Origin of the sequence: Clostridium sp. 29_15 (assembly GCF_001916075.1) — a bacterium.
In the GTDB taxonomy this organism is placed as follows: domain Bacteria; phylum Bacillota; class Clostridia; order Clostridiales; family Clostridiaceae; genus Clostridium; species Clostridium lentum.
The window spans coordinates 1-15,367 of sequence record NZ_MNRT01000034.1 but is presented as its reverse complement, the minus strand read 5'-3'; the positions used below and the strand labels follow the sequence as shown (position 1 = coordinate 15,367).

19 protein-coding genes are annotated in these 15,367 nt (G+C 28.0%); 18 read left to right on the top strand and 1 reads right to left on the bottom strand.

Translation table 11 applies throughout. The features are described 5' to 3' along the window. Window positions 1-1,449: a TrkH family potassium uptake protein gene (locus BHW04_RS07210; RefSeq protein WP_302699292.1), complete on the top strand. Its 1,449-nt coding sequence runs from the start codon at window positions 1-3 to the stop codon at window positions 1,447-1,449. 40 nt (window positions 1,450-1,489) lie between these two features. Here BHW04_RS07210 and BHW04_RS07205 read toward each other — a convergent pair whose 3' ends face one another. Continuing rightward, window positions 1,490-2,215, bottom strand: a complete 726-nt coding sequence (locus tag BHW04_RS07205; protein ID WP_302699291.1) for a helix-turn-helix transcriptional regulator — start codon at window positions 2,213-2,215, stop codon at window positions 1,490-1,492. A 181-nt stretch (window positions 2,216-2,396) separates the two neighbouring features. Here BHW04_RS07205 and BHW04_RS07200 point away from each other — a divergent pair, with 181 nt between their 5' ends. The 17 genes from BHW04_RS07200 to BHW04_RS07120 all read left to right on the top strand — a co-directional run bounded on the left by BHW04_RS07200 (window position 2,397) and on the right by BHW04_RS07120 (window position 15,216). Beyond that, window positions 2,397-4,352: an NEAT domain-containing protein gene (locus BHW04_RS07200; protein ID WP_302699290.1), complete on the top strand. Its 1,956-nt coding sequence runs from the start codon at window positions 2,397-2,399 to the stop codon at window positions 4,350-4,352. A 61-nt stretch (window positions 4,353-4,413) separates the two neighbouring features. Beyond that, window positions 4,414-5,055 carry an NEAT domain-containing protein gene (locus BHW04_RS07195; RefSeq protein WP_302699289.1) on the top strand — a complete coding sequence of 214 codons (642 nt, stop codon included), beginning with the start codon at window positions 4,414-4,416 and terminating at the stop codon, window positions 5,053-5,055. Between the two features lie 15 nt (window positions 5,056-5,070). Beyond that, the gene (isdE, locus tag BHW04_RS07190) at window positions 5,071-5,949 is read left to right on the top strand and encodes a heme ABC transporter substrate-binding protein IsdE (protein WP_022213029.1); all 879 of its coding nucleotides are present in this window, start codon (window positions 5,071-5,073) and stop codon (window positions 5,947-5,949) included. 3 nt (window positions 5,950-5,952) lie between these two features. Beyond that, complete coding sequence (locus BHW04_RS07185) at window positions 5,953-6,945, top strand: FecCD family ABC transporter permease (RefSeq protein WP_302699288.1); 993 nt, start codon at window positions 5,953-5,955, stop codon at window positions 6,943-6,945. Next, window positions 6,942-7,724, top strand: coding sequence for an ABC transporter ATP-binding protein (locus BHW04_RS07180; protein ID WP_302699287.1), 783 nt, complete (start codon window positions 6,942-6,944; stop codon window positions 7,722-7,724). Before BHW04_RS07185 ends, BHW04_RS07180 begins: the two co-directional genes overlap by 4 nt. 61 nt (window positions 7,725-7,785) lie before the next feature. Then, entirely contained in the window at window positions 7,786-7,965 is a 180-nt protein-coding gene (locus BHW04_RS07175; protein ID WP_302699286.1) for a YjfB family protein, read from the top strand. Window positions 7,966-8,081: 116 nt separating this feature from the next. After that, entirely contained in the window at window positions 8,082-8,480 is a 399-nt protein-coding gene (locus BHW04_RS07170) for a GntR family transcriptional regulator (RefSeq protein ID WP_302631211.1), read from the top strand. Between the two features lie 2 nt (window positions 8,481-8,482). Next, complete coding sequence (locus BHW04_RS07165) at window positions 8,483-9,868, top strand: PH domain-containing protein (RefSeq protein WP_302699285.1); 1,386 nt, start codon at window positions 8,483-8,485, stop codon at window positions 9,866-9,868. Window positions 9,869-9,973: 105 nt separating this feature from the next. Next, window positions 9,974-10,342, top strand: coding sequence for a type VII toxin-antitoxin system MntA family adenylyltransferase antitoxin (mntA, locus tag BHW04_RS07160; protein ID WP_302631209.1), 369 nt, complete (start codon window positions 9,974-9,976; stop codon window positions 10,340-10,342). Further along, a complete protein-coding gene (locus BHW04_RS07155; protein WP_302699284.1) occupies window positions 10,335-10,763 on the top strand; it encodes a HepT-like ribonuclease domain-containing protein in 429 nt (142 codons plus the stop codon). Before mntA ends, BHW04_RS07155 begins: the two co-directional genes overlap by 8 nt. Window positions 10,764-10,902: 139 nt before the next feature. Continuing rightward, the gene (dapF, locus tag BHW04_RS07150; RefSeq protein ID WP_302699283.1) at window positions 10,903-11,673 is read left to right on the top strand and encodes a diaminopimelate epimerase; all 771 of its coding nucleotides are present in this window, start codon (window positions 10,903-10,905) and stop codon (window positions 11,671-11,673) included. A gap of 644 nt (window positions 11,674-12,317) precedes the next feature. Next, on the top strand, window positions 12,318-13,442 hold the full coding sequence (locus tag BHW04_RS07145) for an RNA-guided endonuclease InsQ/TnpB family protein (protein WP_302638711.1): 1,125 nt from the start codon (window positions 12,318-12,320) through the stop codon (window positions 13,440-13,442). A 378-nt stretch (window positions 13,443-13,820) separates the two neighbouring features. Continuing rightward, window positions 13,821-13,988, top strand: a complete 168-nt coding sequence (locus BHW04_RS07140) for a hypothetical protein (protein ID WP_022166580.1) — start codon at window positions 13,821-13,823, stop codon at window positions 13,986-13,988. 24 nt (window positions 13,989-14,012) lie between these two features. Continuing rightward, entirely contained in the window at window positions 14,013-14,180 is a 168-nt protein-coding gene (locus tag BHW04_RS07135; RefSeq protein WP_022213017.1) for a hypothetical protein, read from the top strand. 113 nt (window positions 14,181-14,293) lie between these two features. Beyond that, window positions 14,294-14,722: a GNAT family N-acetyltransferase gene (locus BHW04_RS07130; RefSeq protein ID WP_022213016.1), complete on the top strand. Its 429-nt coding sequence runs from the start codon at window positions 14,294-14,296 to the stop codon at window positions 14,720-14,722. A gap of 24 nt (window positions 14,723-14,746) precedes the next feature. Then, window positions 14,747-14,908, top strand: coding sequence for a hypothetical protein (locus tag BHW04_RS07125; RefSeq protein ID WP_022166577.1), 162 nt, complete (start codon window positions 14,747-14,749; stop codon window positions 14,906-14,908). A gap of 20 nt (window positions 14,909-14,928) precedes the next feature. Next, window positions 14,929-15,216 carry a class I SAM-dependent methyltransferase gene (locus BHW04_RS07120; RefSeq protein WP_302699282.1) on the top strand — a complete coding sequence of 96 codons (288 nt, stop codon included), beginning with the start codon at window positions 14,929-14,931 and terminating at the stop codon, window positions 15,214-15,216. The last annotated feature ends 151 nt before the right edge of the window (window positions 15,217-15,367 follow it).

Genomic DNA, 15,367 nt, shown 5'->3' with positions numbered 1-15,367 from the left:
ATGAATTATAGAGTAGTATTAAAACTACTGGGTAATGTATTGAAATATGAAATATTTCTTTTAATTATTCCATTATTGGTAGCTCTATATTATGGCGATGGAGATGCCTTATCGTTTTTAATAACAATTGGTCTTATGGTACCTTTAATGATTTACTTATGTAAGATTAGAATTGATAAGAAAGAGATATATGCAAAAGAGGGATTTTTAACAGTAGGATTAGCATGGATATTGATTTCAGTGGTAGGTGCCCTTCCTTTTGTAATCAGTGGAGCAATACCTTCGTTTATTGATGCTTTCTTTGAAACATCATCAGGTTTTACTACAACAGGAGCTTCCATATTAACAGAAATTGAATCACTTCCAAGAGGAATATTGTTTTGGCGAAGCTTTACACATTGGATTGGAGGAATGGGATTTTTAATATTCATATTAGCAGTAATACCTTCATTATCAACTAATACAATATTTTTATTAAAAGCAGAAAGTCCAGGACCTAACCCAGGAAAAATTGTTCCAAAGATACGAGAAACAGCAAAAATATTATATATGATTTATTTTGTAATGACAGTGATAGAAACTATCCTACTTATGGTGGCAGGATTATCATTATATGATGCTTTGATTCATGCATTAGGAACTGCAGGGACAGGTGGGTTTTCTAATATGAATAGAAGTGTTGCATCATTTAATAATCCAGCAGTGGAATGGATCATAACAATATTTATGTTGCTATTTGGAGTTAACTTTGCACTTTATTTCCAAATGTTTAAAGGGGATTTTAAAAGTGTATTTAAATCTGAAGAACTTAGATATTATATTTTAATGATAGTGGTATCAATTGTCCTTATTACAATAAACATACTTGATTTTAATGGAGGTAATATTGGACTTTCTATTAGAGATTCATCATTCCAAGTTGCTTCAGTAATAACTACTACTGGATATGCCACAACAGATTTTAATTTATGGCCTACCTTTAGTAAAATAATATTAACGTTATTAATGTTTGCAGGTGCTATGGCAGGGTCAACAGGTGGAGGAATTAAAACCGTAAGAATAGTCTTAATTCTTAAAGCTATTAAAAGAGAAATAGATAAAATACTACATCCAAAGAGAATACAAAGAGTAAAAATGGATGGTAAAGTAGTTGAAGAAGAAGTGGTTTTAGGTGTACTATTATTTATTGGAGCGTATATAGTCATATCATTAATTGCTATTTTTATAGTAGCTTTAGATGGATTTGATTTAGTAACAACTACAACATCAGTTATTGCGACTATAAGTAACATAGGTCCAGGATTTGAAATGGTAGGAGCTACAGGTAATTTTGCAGCTTTTTCACCTTTAAGTAAGATTGTTTTATCGTTCTGTATGCTAGCAGGAAGGTTAGAAATATATCCAATGTTAATTTTATTTAGCCCATCAATTTGGAGAAAAAAATACTAATGTAATAAAGAATCACACAGTTTTTTGGCTGTGTGATTTTTTATGTGTAAAGGGCTGTTTCTCTATATTCCAGTGGGGTCATATTGGTATATTTCTTGAAGATAGTACTGTAGTAACTTTGATTATTGAAACCTACTTCTAAAGATATATCCAGTAAAGTCATATTAGTATTTTCTAATAAGTTCTTACTTTTTTCTATCTTGTAATTATTTAAATAGTTAATAAAGGTTTGACCTGTTTCCTTTTTAAACATATAGCAGAAATAACATTTGTTTATTTTGAATTTATCACAAATATCATCAATTGTAATTTGCTTGGAGTAGTTTTTATGTATATAATCCAGTGATTCTTTGATTATTGGTGATACATCAGAAATTTTTTCACAGGAGCATGTATTCTTATATGATAAAAATAACTTAAGGAGCTTAATAAAGTAAGTAAGGCCTTTTTCACAATTAATATAATAAAAAGTATTATCTTCCTCTAATTGGATAGTGTAAGGACCAAGTAAAAGAAAAGTAGCAGAGTTCTTATTGTTGTTGGCAAAAGGAATTGCTACTATTTTTAAATGTTCAGAGATAATTTCTTGTGGTGAATTTAAATCATTTTTAATAATCTTATCTACAATATTTAAATTAAGTAATGTAAACTTTGATAATTTATTTAAATTACGCTCATAAAGAAAATTTGAATTTAAATCTATAATTGAAAGAGGAACATTACAGCAATTAAAAAAATTATCTAATTTAGTATATAAAGCAGTCATTTTATACCTCCATAGTTAAAAATATATAAAATAAAATATAAATATCCTTAAAAACATTCATAAAAAGATATGTTATTATATTAAGGGTGAATGAGAATCAATTTCAATTATCGCAGAAAATAATAAAATGTCAATATTTAATAAAAAATAAATATACTACTAGGACATAGGGGGATAAGGAATGTTAAGGAAGAAAATATGTAAGCTATTATCAGTAATAATGATTGCTACATCAGTATTTGGAGCTGTTACTCCAGTGGTAAAGGCTGATGTAATAAATGAAACAATTTTAAAAAATGAAAAACAATTGCAAAGTGGAAGATATACTGTAAAAAATACTACTAAGTATGTAGAAGAAGGTAATACTACAGGCGAAGGTATGGCTAGAAAAGTACTAAAGGAAGATTCAAAAATAGTAGTTAAAGATGATAAAGTATTATTAACGATGTATTTTGATGAAGAAATGTTTAAAATGCTAAGTGATATAAAAGCATCTATGGATGAAGGAGAATTAATATCTGAGGTTAATAATGATGAAAAATCAGTTACCATGGAAGTACCATCTGTGAATTCAAAGGTGAAGGTTGATGTTACAGTTAGTGTAATGGGAAGAAAGGTATCTTTTTATGTAGAAAATAATATTGATACCTTAACATTAGAAGAAGCTTTTAAGGAAGAAACAGGTGCTGTTGTTTTAGAAGATGGTAAATATAAAGCAAGTAATATTACAAGATACTATACAGATAGTGAACATGGAAATTCATCTGCAAGAAGAGCTATTGAAAGCGAAACTTTAATAAAGGTTGAAAATGGAAAAACTTACTTAACAATTACTTTTTCATCTATGTATTCTATGTTAGAAAATATTTCTGTTTCTTTAGATGGAAAAAAACTAGATATAGTTGAAGATTCAAATGCAAGAACAGTTACTTTTGAAGTTCCATCAGTAGATACAGAAGTGTTATTAGGAATGAATATAAAAGGAATGAATCATGCAGTTGATTTCTATGTGATTAATGATATGGATACATTGGCAAAGATAAGTGAGGAGACAGATAATCCAGCAGAAGATGACAAGAATGACACAGTACCAGAAGTGCCTGAAACTCCAGAAGTTAAACCAGAAACTACACCAGACTCAGGAAATAATGGGGAAGGTTCAGAGACAATACCAGGAACTAAGGTATACACAATAGAAAATCAGGTATATCATGAAAATGCTACTGGTATGACAATGGCAAGACAATATTTAAATACTACTTCCAAGGTGGAGGATGTTAATGGTAAGCGTTATGTAACAATGACTTTTACAGGTGTTGAATACATGAATAATCATCAAATATATGTAAATGGCAACAAAGTTGAAGCTGAGGTTGTTGAAAGTACTTCAAGTAAGATAGCTTTAAGATTTGCTGTAGAAAGCCTAAGTGATTCAATTAAAGTTGGAACTTATGTAATTCCAATGGGTAGAAATATTGAATTTGATGTAAAGTTATTGGAAGATACTCTTACATTAGTTAATGGAAATATTGAAGAAGATAAAAACAAAGATAATACAAATAATCAATCTAATAATAATTCATCTTTAGTAAATAATGGGACAAGCAGTTCTAATAATAATGCTACTAATAAAGTAGAAGAAGAGAAAAATGTTAAAGAAAATGTAAAAGTTAAAGTTTATAATGTGCAAAATAATGTTACTCATGATAATGCAACAGGAGTAGCTATGGCAAGAAAATATTTAAACAGTGATACAGAAATAAAAGAGATAAATGGTAAGTATTATGTAACATTAACATTTACAGGAACTGAATTCATGCAAAATCATGAAGTTTATGTAAATGGTAGCAAAGTAAGTCACAGTATAGTATCAAGTACTAGTGATTCAGTATCAATTAGATTTAACATTGCAAGCTTAAATGATGCAATATCAGTTAAAACTTATGTTGTACCAATGGCAAGAAATGTTGAATTTGGTGTGGAATTATTATTAGATACTATGACTTTAGTTAATGAGTATACTATAGAAGCTGATTCACTTCCAGAAACAGGAGCAGCAACATCATCAGCATTAGCATTATCTATAGGATTAATGGCCATTGGTTCAGGAGCGGCTTTAAGAAAAAAAGTTAAATAGAAAAAGATTAAAATGGGCTGTAAAGGCCCATTTTCAGCGTAAAGGATAAGGTGGGAAAAAAATGAAAATAATTAATAAGATAAAGATTTTAATAATGATTATTCTATCAATAGTAGTTATGGGAAATATCAATATTTATACGGTATTTGCAGAAGAAAAGATAGCAAGTGGAATATATGAAGTTTCTAATGAAGTGTATCATGATAATGAAATTGGTATGTCTATGGCTAGAAGTTATTTAAAAGATACCATGACTATAAAAATTACAAAAAATGAAGTTTTATATACTATTGGTTTTACAGGAACTGATTATATGGAAAATTATAGAGTGAAGGTCAATGATGTTGAAGTGCCAGTAGAAAGAGTTGATGGAGATGGAATAGTAACATTGAAAGTATCTGCAACTTCATTAAGTGATGAATTAAAAGCATGTATATATGTAGGTCCAATGGGAAGAGACGTAGAGTTTGGAATAATACCAAAATTAGAAACAATGTCATTAATTGAATCTATTGAAGAAGAAAGTACAGAAGAAACTACTGAAAATAGTGCTATTGAAGAAATACAAGATAATGAAATAATGCCTATAAGTGAAAATAATAATACAGAAGAAAATAATAGTAATAAAGTAATTTTATTTGGTGGAGTAGCAATATTAGTGATTGGTATAGTTTGTACTATAATGTTAAAAAGAAAAAAGTAAGACTGGAGAATTAATATGAAATTTAAGAATATATTAAGAATGTTAATGGTAACAATGCTTTCTGCAACAATGATAGGTTGTAGTAATGACAAAAAAGATGTTGTTGTTAACAATGATGAAGATGTTGTAGTAGCTACTTCCGTAGCAGTAACAGAAATTTTAGATGCTTTAGGAGTAAAAGTATCAGGAGTTCCTACCACTTCATATGAACTACCAGAAAGTACAAAGGAGGCAGTAGAAGTTGGTAATCCAATGAGTCCTGATTTAGAAATAATAAAGTCATTAAATCCGTCGGTGGTAGTGTCTGTTGATACATTAGGAGCAGATTATGAAAAGCTATTTACAGATAACAATATACCAAGTGAATTTGTTTCATTATCAAGCTTGGAAGGATTAAAAGAGACAGTTAGTAATTTAGGAAATAAATTTAATAAGCAGGCTGAGGCAGAAGCTATACTTAAAGAACTAAATACTAAGGAAGAAGAAATGGCTTCAATAAGTGAAAAAGAAAAACCTAATATACTTATTTTATTTGCAGCACCAGGTTCAACAATGATTGCCACTGAAAAATCTTATATAGGAAATTTAGTTAAAATTGTGGGAGGAAAGAACATTATTGAGGATACTTCTTTAGCGTATGTAACATATAGTAAGGAAGAAATAGCAAAGTTAAATCCAGATAAAATCCTTGTAATGATGCATGCACTTCCAGAGCAAACTAAGGCAGCTTTAGAAACTGAAATGGCTACTGATTCATCATGGCAAAATATTGAGGCTGTAAGAAATGGTAAAGTTGAATATCTAGATAATACTTATTTTGGTATGAGTGCTAATTTAAAAGTAATTGAAGGTTTAGACATGCTATATGATATAGTGCATAATAAAGGTGAATAGAAAATGAAGATGTTGAATAAAAAAACGAAAATAGTTTTTACAGTTTCTTTGCTTTTAGTATTATTGGCTACTATATTAATATCTTTAAAATTAGGAAGTATTGATATAAGCTTTACGGAGTTAATTAAGGGAATATTCACCGGTGATAGCACTGGTAATATAGGAATTATAAAGGATTTAAGAATGCCAAGAGTAATCATTGCAGTACTTATTGGGGCAAATTTAGCTATTTCAGGTGTGCTTTTGCAAGCAGTTATTAGAAACCCTTTAGCTGATCCCTATATTACAGGTATTTCATCTGGAGCTTGTGCTGTAACAGTTTTCTTTATGGTATTTGTACCAAGTGTAACAACATTAAGGCCTGTATTTGGTTTTTTTGGAGGCCTTATCTGTTGTGCCATAGTTTATTTAATGGCTTATAAAAAAGGACTTTTACCTATAAGAATAGTTCTAGCAGGAGCAGCTTGTAATGCTCTACTAGGTGGACTATCATCAATGTTTACCATAAGTGCAGGACTTGGAGCTAGCAATATACAAAAGTGGATTATGGGAAGTTTAGCCACAGTTACATGGGATAATGTATATATGTTATTGCCATATTCAATTATAGGAATAATCTTATCAATATGTGTAAGCAAAATATGTAATGTACTTGTACTAGGAAGTAAGAATGCTAAGAGCTTAGGATTTAATAGTGATTTATATATGATTATAGTAACTTTAATTGCCGTATTTTTGGCAAGTATCTCAACGGCTATTGGAGGAGTGATTTCTTTTGTAGGATTAGTTGTACCTCATATATGTAGGATAATAGTAGGATCTAATCATAAGTATCTAATACCATGCAGTGGAATATTAGGAGCATTTTTGGTGCTTTTTGCTGATACTATAGGAAGAGTTGTTATGAAACCTTATGAAATACCTGTGGGAGTAGTTACCTGTATAATAGGGGCACCATTTTTCTTATATCTTTTAAGAAGGAGTGACTTAAAATGATAAAAGTAAATAAATTATCGTTTAGTTATGATAAGAAGAAAAAATTTATTAAAGATTTAAGCTTTAATATTGAAAAAGGAAAAATTACTACTATACTTGGTCCAAATGGTAGTGGAAAGTCTACAGTATTAAGTTTATTATGTGGTTTAAATAAGATTTCATCTGGAGAGATTATCATTAATGATAAAGATATTAAGAGTATGAAATATAAAGATATAGCTAAGGAAATTGCTACTGTACACCAGCAAAATACTGTGCCAGATGACATAACAGTAAAAGAGCTTATCGCATATGGTAGAATGCCACATAAGAAATATTTTGCAAAAAATTCTCATGATGATGAAGAAATAGTAAAGTGGGCAATTGAGAGAACAGGATTAGAACCATTAAAAGATAAGGAAGTCATGAGTATGTCAGGTGGAGAAAGACAAAGAGTTTTTATAGCCATGGCTTTAGCTCAAAAAAGTAAGATATTATTTTTAGATGAGCCTACTACATATTTAGATATTTATCATCAAATAGAATTGTTGGAGCTTATAAAGGAATTAAAGGAAGAAGAGGGATTGACTATAGTAATGGTATTGCATGATATAAATCAAGCTTTAATATATAGTGATAACATTATAGTTATGAAAAATGGGAAGCTTATTAAAAGTGGAAAAGCAAGTGCAGTAATAAGTATGAATTTGTTAAATGATGTTTATAATATAGGTGGATTCTTAAGTACTCAAAAAAATAATCTGTACTTTGTACCAATGAAAAAGGAACTTCAAAAATAAATTTAATACTATTTTGGTTTTGTACGATAATTAAGATGAATAATATAATAGGAGGAATAATATGGATATAGCAGCATTATCAATTGGTATGAGTCAAAGTGCAGTAAATACTGCAACATCAATGGCTTTGCTTAAGATGCAGATGAATACAGATCAAGAAGTTTCTAATAATTTATTAGAAATTGCTCAAACTATGGCTGTTGAACCAGGAAAAGGAATAAGTTTAGACCAATATGTTTAGGAAAACTGTGGCATTTTATGTCACAGTTTTTAATTTTATTTGGTAAATTTTATTGCATAAAATATAAAAATAAAGTATACTTTGTATTAATACTAATAATACAAAGAGGTGGTAAAATGATTTTGAAATTAGATATGTCCAGTAATATACCTATTTATGTTCAATTAAGGAATGAAATAGTTATGGGAATAGGTCGTGGTGAATTAAAGAGTGGAGAAAAACTTCCAACTGTAAGGCAAATGGCAGAAGATATAGGTGTTAATATGATGACTGTAACTAAAGCATATAACATTTTAAAAAATGAGGGCTTTATTGAAATTGATAGAAGACATGGTGCTAAAATCAAGCCTGTATTAGATAAATCATTAGAGTTTAGAGAGAAAATAGAAAGTGAGCTGGAGATACTTATAGCTGAATCAGGAGTAAAGGGAATTAGTAAAGAAGAGTTTATGAAGTTATGCGAAACTGTATATAATACAATGAATGGACTTCAGCTGGAAAGAGGTAGGAGGTAGTTATGAATTTAGTAATGCTAATTACATCATTAGTAATTATAGTAGTATATTACTGGCAGGCACAAAGTGCAGTAAAGCCCAATAAAAACATTATATTAGGTGTAACGATTCCTCCATTAGAATTAAGCAACATTGAAATAACAGATGTTACAAAAGAGTTTATGTATAATATGAAAATATTATCGGTATTATCAATTGTTATTTATTTTCCTCTGATGTTTATGAAAACAGTATGGCTGTTAATTGGATGGTTTTTATGGTTTTCATTATTTTGCTATATTTATTATAAGCTGATTTGTAAGTTTAATGGTAAATTAAAAGAAGTCAAAAGAAAAAATGATTGGCTTTTACCTAATAATCATATTTTAAATATAGATACAGAGCTTACTAAAGCAAAGAGCAAGATGCCTATATCTAAATGGTGGTTCCTTATAGCTTTATTTATAGGAATAAGTCCTTTTATATTAAATATAATTAATAAAAATGAATATTTTAGTACAGCAGTTATATGTACAGGTAGTTCAATAGTTGGAACTCTTATTCTTTTCATAATATATATGATCTATGTAAAAGGCAGAACTATTGTTTATTGTGATGAAAGTAAAATAAATATTGCTTGCAATAAGGTTTATAAGAGAACTTGGAGTATTATTTATACATCATTAGCAATATTACAAAGTATTACCAATACAACTCTATATGTTTTTATGTTATTGCCAAGAGTAAATGAAAATGTCTTTTTAATTGCCATAACTTTACCAGTTATTATAGTTGTTTTAGGAATAGTTTATGGTAATAGACGAATTATTAATATGCAAAATCAGCTTATTTCAGTTGCTGAAAATCCTATCTATGTAGATAGTGATGAATATTGGATTAATGGAATGAGTTATAAAAATCCATATGATAATAGAGTTGTTGTAGAGCCTAGAATTGGAACAAAGCCAGTTTATAATTTAGCAACTAAAAAGGGAAGGTTAATAACTTATGGTACTAATATTTTTGTAGCAGTAAGTGTATTAACTATTATATTAATGATGTTATATTTTGGATTATATGGATTTAATATGAAAATTATTGATAACAGTGTGAAGATAAATGCACCACTATATGGTATTGAATTTAATGTGGAAGACATTGAAAAAGTTGAAATAGTAGATAAGCTTAAAGTGAAATTAAGGATAAATGGAATAGGAATGGATGAGTATTCTGTTGGTAATTTCAACGTAGAAGGTTATGGAAAGTGTAAGCTTTATATTTATAATGATGTTAAACCTTATATATTAATTAAAAGTAATGATGAAATAATTTTTATTAATGGTGAAAATGAGGAAGAAACATTAAGATATTATAATGAATTTATTGCAGTGATAAATAAGAAGTATTGATTTTCTAAGATAAAAAAATAGAAATTCAAAGGAGATTTTTTATTTTAATGCACAAAAGTATGGTAATACTATAAATAGTAAATATTAAAAAGGAGACTAGTTCTAATGAGTTTTGAAGATGAGTTAAGAGATATTGGAGTTAAATATAACATTGATTCAATTGGGATTTTTGGTAGCAGAGCCAGAGGTGATTTTAGAGAAGATTCTGATTATGATATTTTTATCATTGGAGAAATTTCTTTGAGTGATGAGTTGAAGTTAGAAGAAGAAATATCTGATATTTTAAAACAAGATGTAGATGTAATTAAATTAGATAAAGATACAGATAGAATATTAGCGAAAAATATTATAAATGAAGCTCATGTGATATATAGTAAAAATAATTCTTTTGAAAAATTTTTTAAAGAAATTGAAAATTTTTTTATAGAAAATAGTGATTTTATTTATTTAAGGAAGAGGGATTTATTTGATTAATAGAGATAGAGTTTTAAAGCTATTAAGGGATTTTAAAGAGTGGGAAGAGGATTTTAAATTAGCCAGTATCAAATTGGAAGAATGTGAAGATGCAGATATAAAGAAACTTTTATATCATAGTATTAGGGCATATTTTTTAGATTTTCATATATTATGTGAAGATTATATATCAATTAGCTTAAAGACACTAAAAAAGTTTAAGGTTGACATATCGGCAATTGAAGGAATGGAGGTAATAGTATCTTCAGAAAAAATTAGTAAGGAATTATTAGATTTTTATAGTACTTCAAGAAGGTTAAGAAATAGATTGGCACATAGATATAAGGTTCCTAAAGATGAAGTAATCTATTTAAATTTAAAAGAAAATATAAAATTTATTAGAGAGCTTGAGGAAGCAATTAAAGAATTAGATAAAGAATAAAGTTAAAATCAGTAACAGTGTAAGTTGCTGATTTTTTTCTGTAAAATACCATGATGATATGTTAATATATAACATAAAAGACATATAAAGTAATATGAAGAAGTGAAATATAATTTGACTATAGAAAAGGGGAAGAGAAATGAGAGAAAATATTTTTGTAAAAACACATGGATTGGGAAATGAATATATAGTTTTAGATAGTGATAGTATAAATTTTCAATTAACAGAAAAGGCTATAAAAAGGATTTGTAATGTTAATTTTGGAATAGGTTCTGATGGAATTCTTTTAAAAGTTCCATCAGATAAAGCAGATTTTGGTCTTAAAATATATAATCCAGATGGCTCAGAAGCTGAAAAGAGTGGTAATGGATTAAGAATATTTTGCAAGTATATTTATGATTATAACTTTACAGAAAATAGACAGTTTACTGTTGAAACTAAAGGTGGATTAGTTAATGCTGATATTGTGGAAGTTACTGAAGCTGGAAAAGCTAAACTTATTACAGTAGATATGGGGCAAGCAATATTTAATTCAAAGAAAATTCCAACAAGATTTAATTCTGAAGATTCCATAGGTAAAAAACTTATGGCAAATGGAAAAGAATTTGAAGTTAATTGTGTATCTATGGGAAATCCTCATTGTGTAGTCTTAAAGGAGCAATTAAGTATAGATGAAATTAAAGAATATGGTAAATACTTAGAACGTCATCAAATGTTTCCTAACAGAATTAATGTTCAATTTGCTAAGATTATTTCAAGAAGTGAAGCAGAAATTCTTATTTGGGAAAGAGGAGCTGAATTTACTTTAGCATCTGGGACTTCTTGTTGTGCAGTAGCTTGTATTTTAAGAAAAAGAAATCTTATTGATAATAAGGTGAAAATTAAAATGCTTGGAGGAGCAACTATTTAGTTGTTAAAAATATATACAAATATGTTTAGTTGTGAACAAATGTGTTTAATATATTTTTAATATAAAAAGCTCCCCATGTTTATAAAGAGCATGGAGTGATAGGAAATACCTATCCAAAACTACTTGAATTGCTGGAAGTTCCTAAAGCTAACTAAACCACAACGTAAACATGAAATAAAGTTAAGCGTGAAGGTTACGAAAGTAGAAAAAATTAGTTAGATGGCATAAGGTTAAATCCTAAGTGCTTATACAATGGATAATCAGCAGGTAAGCCTCCAATAGAGGAAACTTCAACGACTATTCCGTAAAGGAAGTACATCTAAGTGGATGGAAGTGGGTAGCACCTTTTAAAAAGGTGGTGATATAGTCTGTGCTTATGTGAAAGCATAAGAAGTTCATAAGAGAACTGGTATGGAGTAACGAACCATATTGAACATGCTAAAAATATGCTAACTGTATATATTTTTATTTATTCAAATAACGATGATGAAAATTTCTAAGAATGAATAATTTATATATTTTTAATTAAAAAATACTATTTATTAAAATACAATGTCACCTCTTAAAAGGGAATATATCATAAGAATAAAGAAGTTATAACAGTGGTATAACTAAAATATGGAGATATGGAAGGAGGTGAAAAAGTGAAAAAGTCAATAAAAATAAGATTATTACCAACAGAAGAACAAGAAGTATTAATGTTAAAAAGTAGTGGTTGTAGCAGATTTGCTTATAATTGGGCTTTGAATAAGTGTAATGAAAAATATAATAATAATGAAAAATATTCAATAGCAAATATAAGAAAAGAATTTACTAAGCTAAAGAAAGAAGAAAAGTTTAAATGGCTAAATGAAGTTTCTAGTAAGGTAACACAAGAATCTATTAGAAATTTAGATAAAGCATTTAAAAGTTTCTTTAATAAACAATCTAAGTATCCTAAATTTAAAACTAAAAGAAAATCAAAACAATCTTTTTATGTTAGATGTGATAGTTTATATTTCACAGATGATATGTGCAACATTGAAAAGATAGGAAAAGTAAGATTTAAAACTAATTATAGTATTCCTAAAAACTGTAAGTATAGTAACCCTTACTGTAGTTATAATGGAAGGTGTTGGGTTTTAAGTTTTAGTGTTGAAGTAGAAGAAAACCAAACTGCTTTAAATGAAGATTTATCAATAGGAATAGATTTAGGGGTAAAAGATTTAGCTACTTGTTCTAATGGTGATGTATTTAAAAATATAAACAAAACAAAAAGAATTAAAAATTTAAAAAGTAAATTAAAACACTTGCAACGTAGTATTAGCAGAAAATATGAAGATAATAAACAAGGAAGTAAATTTGTTAAAACTAATAATATTATTAAATTAGAAAAACAAGTGAAGCAAATTTATAGAAAGTTATCTAATATAAGAAATAATTATATACATCAAACTACTAATAAAATAATAAAGCATTACCCATATAGAATTGTAATAGAAGATTTAAATGTTAGTGGAATGATGAAGAATAAGCATTTATCTAAGGCAATAGCAGAACAAGGATTTTATGAGTTTATGAGACAAATTAAATATAAATGTGAATTTAATGGAATTGAATTTATTCAAGTAGATAGATTTTATCCATCAAGTAAAACTTGTTCATGTTGTGGATTTATAAAAAAAGATTTAAAACTTAATGATAGAAATTATAAATGTGATAAATGTGGTTTAGAAATAGATAGAGATTATAATGCAAGTATTAATTTAAGTAATTATTCTAGAGCCTAAAATGTTGAGAGGCTTTGGTCTTAGGGATTTTGGTGTATCCTTAAATGCTATGGAGTGTTATACAAACTAAAGTAGCTTAGGCAAAATAGGACACAACGAAGTAGTGAATAAATAAAAATATACACATTTAAGTATATTTTTAGCACCAGAGCTTACAATTGAGATTGATGATGACTTTAATGTAAGAATGACTGGAGAAGTTAGACAAATAGCTGAAGGAATTTTAAATGGAGAACTTATTGAAGACCTTAAGTAAATGAAAAATGAAGAATTAAGAATTAAAAATGAAGGAGGAAACTCCTTGAGGGGAGTTTCTGTAAAGCATAATAGAATGTTTTGTTTATTGAAAGAGTAATATAATTTTGTGAGGTGAAAGGGATGGTGGATAATAGTAAGAGAAATAGTGCAGTGAAAAGTGGAATTTCATTTGGGACATGCTTAGCTATGGTAATATCTTATACTGCATGGAAATCAATTGGATGGGCAATTATACATGGTTTGCTTAGCTGGGTATATGTAATTTATTATTTTGCAAAATATTATTAGTTTGAAAGTAAGGGTAGTGTTTAAATGGAATTTAAGGTTACTGATAAAATTAATGCAAAAGATAAAGAAATTATTTTCCAAGGATTATTAGAATATAATTTGGCAAGACTAGAAGATAAAAATCCTCAAGACTTAGGTGTTTATTTAAAAGATGACAATGATGAACTTTTAGCAAGCACCAGAATTTTATAAAAAACATGGATATAAAGAAAAGTTTGTTTTAGAAGAATATCCATTAGAAGGAAAGCGTCATTATTTTACTAAAAGACTGTAAACAAGTATATGAGAGAAAAAGGATAATAGTGATGAAAGATTATGATATAAGAGAATGTAGTAATGAAGAAGCAGATTTTGTTATTGATAAATTAGTAGAATACAATTTATCCAAAGTAGCAAGTACACAAGAAATTGACTTTTTAAATATAGATAGAGTTGTAGAAGATGTTAAAGGTAATATCATTGCTGGAATACTTGCCAAAATGTATTGTTGGAACTGCTTATATATAGATGTTTTATGGGTTGAAGAAGGTTATAGAAAAGATGGATTAGGATCAAAGTTATTAAAAGAAATTGAAAATATTGCAATAGAAAAAGGATGTCATTTGATTCATTTGGATACTTTTGATTTTCAAGCAAAGGATTTTTATATTAAGCATGGATATGAAGTATTTGGTGTTTTAGATGAATGTCCAAAGAAGCATAAAAGATATTATCTTAAAAAGTTAATTAAATAAATATATATAGGAGGAATTAGTAATATGAATAAAAAATTAGCAATCTTAGTAATAGTCTTTAGTGGTATAGCTGCATTGTTATCTGGAGGAATAAAGATGATGGTGGCGTATGCTGCTAATATAGCTTTGATTTCATTAGGTTATTTATATATGGTAAATAACAAAAAGAATGAGATATTACCATAAATAATAAAGGGTAAAGAGTGATGAGTAAGGAAAAGAAGTTTATAAAACGAGTTATTATTGGAGCAGGTAATACTTCTTATGAAGGATGGATAGCAACACAAGAAGAAGAGCTAAATCTGCTAAATATTGAGGATTATTATAAATTATTTGGTGAGGAAGAGTCCATTGATGCCTTTTTAGCTGAACATGTTTTTGAGCATTTAAGCTATGAAGAAGGAGCAGAGGCAGGAAAAAATATATATAAATTTTTGAAGCAAGGTGGGTATATTAGAGTAGCTGTTCCAGACATTAATTTTAGGCTCTGTTAGACTAAATTGTTGATATACAACATAAAAATAAGGTAGTATTACTACCTTATTTTTTTCAGACTGTTGACAAAGTGTCAGCAGTCTTTATTTTTATCCAAATATGTAATATAATTTAAAATATATAAATTTGTTACATAGAGGTTTTATCAAT